The 1,282-nt window shown below is 65.4% G+C and carries 1 protein-coding gene; it reads right to left on the minus strand.

Features of this window, described 5'->3' with window-relative positions:
* Positions 1–7 precede the first annotated feature (7 nt).
* The gene (locus FV560_RS19940) at positions 8–1,225 is read right to left on the minus strand and encodes an IS30 family transposase (RefSeq protein ID WP_159623764.1); all 1,218 of its coding nucleotides are present in this window, start codon (positions 1,223–1,225) and stop codon (positions 8–10) included.
* Positions 1,226–1,282: the final 57 nt, after the last annotated feature.

The raw sequence follows: 1,282 nt of genomic DNA on the forward strand, positions 1-1,282 counted from the left end.
GGCGATGTCAAGGGGTCAATGCAACTTCGGGCGGATTGGCGAGTAGGTGGGTCAGTCGCTGTGCTGGTGTGTCTAGGTCGAGGGTGGGTCGTGGGCGTGAGTTGAGGAGTTTGGCGATGCGGCGTAGGTCGCTCTGGCTCCAGACCGAGAGATCGCTGCTCTTGGTGAACCAGTGGCGTAGGAGCCGGTTGGTGTTCTCGTTCGAGCCGCGTTGCCAGGGCGAGTGTGGGTCGGCGAAGTAGACCGGCATCTGCAGGTCGAGCTGGATATCGACGTAGTTCGCCAGCTCCGATCCCCGGTCCCAGGTCAGGGACCGACGTAGCTGATCGGGCAGCTGGCCCATCTCCTCAAGCATGGCTGTTGCCACGGTGTCGGCGTCGTGACGGTGTGGCAGATGCAGCAGCATCACGAACCTGGTCGAGCGCTCGACCAGCGTCCCGATCGCTGAAGCGCTACCGGCACCGATGATCAGGTCCCCCTCCCAATGCCCAGGTACGGCCCGATCGGCCACGCTCGCGGGACGCTGGGAGATCCGCAGCGCCTGGCCGTAACGGCGGCCACGCCCGTCGAGGCGCCCGCGACGTTTGCGGGCCGGGCGCTTGGTCGAGAGCTGGCGATACAGATCCGCGCGCAGGCGCCCCCGGGTCTGGACATACAGGGCCTGGTAGATCGTCTCGTGACTCACTGTCTTCCCCCGATCACGGCCATGATCTCTAGCCAACACCGATGAGATCAACCGCGGCGACCATCCCTGGTCCATCCACTCCTCAATCTGATGGCACAGACCTTCGTCCTGGGTGAGCTTGAACTCCTTAGGCCGGGCAGCATCACCCTGGGCCAGGGCGTCAGCCACCAGAGCGTTGTAGTCACCATCGCTGCCACGATGGCGCTTCACCTCCCGCGACACGCTCGAGCGGTGACGTCCCAGCTCCCGGGCGATGCCCGCGCAGGTCTGTCCCTGATCCAGCCCCCGCTGAATCTGATTGCGATCCTCCAGCGTCAACCGATGTCCACGCCCACCAGGGCGACCCGGACAGGCCGGCCGGGCCAAACCACCACCACGGCCTCTTCTCAGCTCCATCGCGCAAGCATCACCCCACCACTGCCCTACCGTCCTGGGCGCCACGCCACACTGGCGCGCCGTCCCCACACTCGAAGCACCCAACGCGATCCGACCCAGCACATCCCGACGCACCCGCAACGACCACCGAAACCCCGACGGCATCCCAACCACCCACCCTCACACGGTCACTTCTGTTGCACTGACCATATGAATCCGCCG

It is taken from the genome of Ruania rhizosphaerae (genome assembly GCF_009805705.1).
GTDB classification, from domain to species: domain Bacteria; phylum Actinomycetota; class Actinomycetes; order Actinomycetales; family Beutenbergiaceae; genus Ruania; species Ruania rhizosphaerae.

Excerpts from the sequence above, each read along its gene's own strand:
- FV560_RS19940 (WP_159623764.1), bottom strand. The coding sequence starts at position 1,225 with ATGCCGTCGGGGTTTCGGTGGTCGTTGCGGGTGCGTCGGGATGTGCTG.